The organism is Streptomyces sp. NPDC001617 (genome assembly GCF_053596855.1).
In genome coordinates this window covers 1-1467 of the sequence record NZ_JBSFHA010000209.1, presented here as the reverse complement: position 1 = coordinate 1467, position 1467 = coordinate 1, and the positions used below count along the sequence as shown (strand labels likewise).

2 protein-coding genes and 1 pseudogene are annotated in these 1467 nt (G+C 66.2%); 1 reads left to right on the top strand and 2 read right to left on the bottom strand.

All coding sequences use genetic code 11. The features are described from left to right. A pseudogene (locus ACWC09_RS52620) lies at positions 1-93 on the bottom strand (transposase); the annotation flags it as partial. 44 nt (positions 94-137) lie between these two features. On the opposite strand from ACWC09_RS52620, the gene ACWC09_RS52615 reads away from it, so the two are divergent. Further along, entirely contained in the window at positions 138-1298 is a 1161-nt protein-coding gene (locus tag ACWC09_RS52615) for an IS30 family transposase (RefSeq protein ID WP_450859426.1), read from the top strand. Here ACWC09_RS52615 and ACWC09_RS52610 read toward each other — a convergent pair. Continuing rightward, positions 1295-1467 (bottom strand): transposase (locus ACWC09_RS52610; protein ID WP_450859428.1); only part of this gene is annotated, 173 nt, incomplete at its 5' end. The two genes, ACWC09_RS52615 and ACWC09_RS52610, sit on opposite strands and share 4 nt — an antisense overlap.

The following is a 1467-nucleotide window of genomic DNA, read 5'->3' as shown; positions in this document are numbered from 1 at the left end:
CACCGCCATCACCACGTAGACGGGACGGTTCGCGACTTGCCCGTCCCTGATCTTGACGTTGATGGCATCGACGAACAAAACGGGGTAAACGCGGCGGTTTCCATCGGTGGTTGCGACACCCGAGAGGAGTCGGACCTATGCCTCGAGGTGGAGCCAACAGACTGCCGCTGACGGTGCCCAAGGAGTACTTCGAGCTGCGTAGAGGTGGCCTGAAAGGGGCAGCTGCTGCCCGCCGAGTGGGCGTATCCACCAGTGCGGGCTCGCTGTGGTTCATCAAGGCTGGACGCATGCTCTTGCCCGACAGGCCCATCGACGCCCGATACCTCACCCAGGACGACCGCATCGCGATCGCCGAGGGCCTGCGTGCCGGCCGTACGGCTGCGGTGATCGCCGAGGAAATCGGCAAGCACCGCTCCACCGTCTACCGCGAGATCTCCCGCGGCCGAGGCGGGCCCGAGGGCACCTACAACCCGTGGTGGTCCCACAACCAGGCCATCCTGCGGCGCCGTCGCCCCAAACCGGAGAAGCTCCGTGTCAACGCCGAGCTGCGCGCCTTCATCAACGACAAGCTCGGGCAGCGGTGGTCACCGCAGCAGATCACCCGTCACCTCGCCCGGAAGCGGCCCGGCAAGCCGACGATGAACGCCTGCCCGGAGACGATCTATCGCGCGCTCTACAGCGGACTGCTGGACAAACGCACCGCCCGACTGCGTACCCGCAGGACACGCCGCAAGAAGCAGCGCCGGGGCATACCCTCCAAGAACGCCATCCCGAACATGAGGCCGGTCCACACCCGGCCTCAAGAGGCTGAGGCCCGCCAACGGGCAGGGCACTGGGAGGGCGACCTGATCGTCGGCGAAGGCCAGGGGTCCGCCATCGGGACACTGGTCGACCGCGCCACCCGCTACGTGCGACTCATCCATCTGCCCGGCGGTTGGAAGGCTCCACAGGTCCGCGACGCACTCGTGGAGCAGACCGGCACCTGGCCCGCTTCCCTGCGGCGCACCCTCACCTGGGACCAAGGCCGAGAGCTCTACTACCACGAAGAAATAGAGGACTTGACCGGCTTCCGGATCTACTTCTGCGATCCGCACTCACCCTGGCAGCGTGGCACCAACGAGAACACGAACGGACTGCTGCGGGAGTACTTCCCCAAAGGCACCAGCCTCGCCCACTACACCCTCCGCGACCTCACGCAAGTCGAACAACAGCTGAACGAACGTCCCCGCCACGTCCTCGGAGACCGCACCCCGGCCGAGGCCATGAGACGCTGGTCGACAGACCTGGCCTACCGCTAATTCGCAACGATCAGTGGAAACCGCCCGCGGTCGAGAGGACGGCTCTGCCATTCGGCCATGCCGTCCATGACCTTGTCGGTGATGGTGGAGATGGTCTGCTTGGACACCTCCGCCCCGTAGACCTCGGCCAGGTGAGCCGCGATCTCCCCATGGGTGAGGCCCTTCGCCG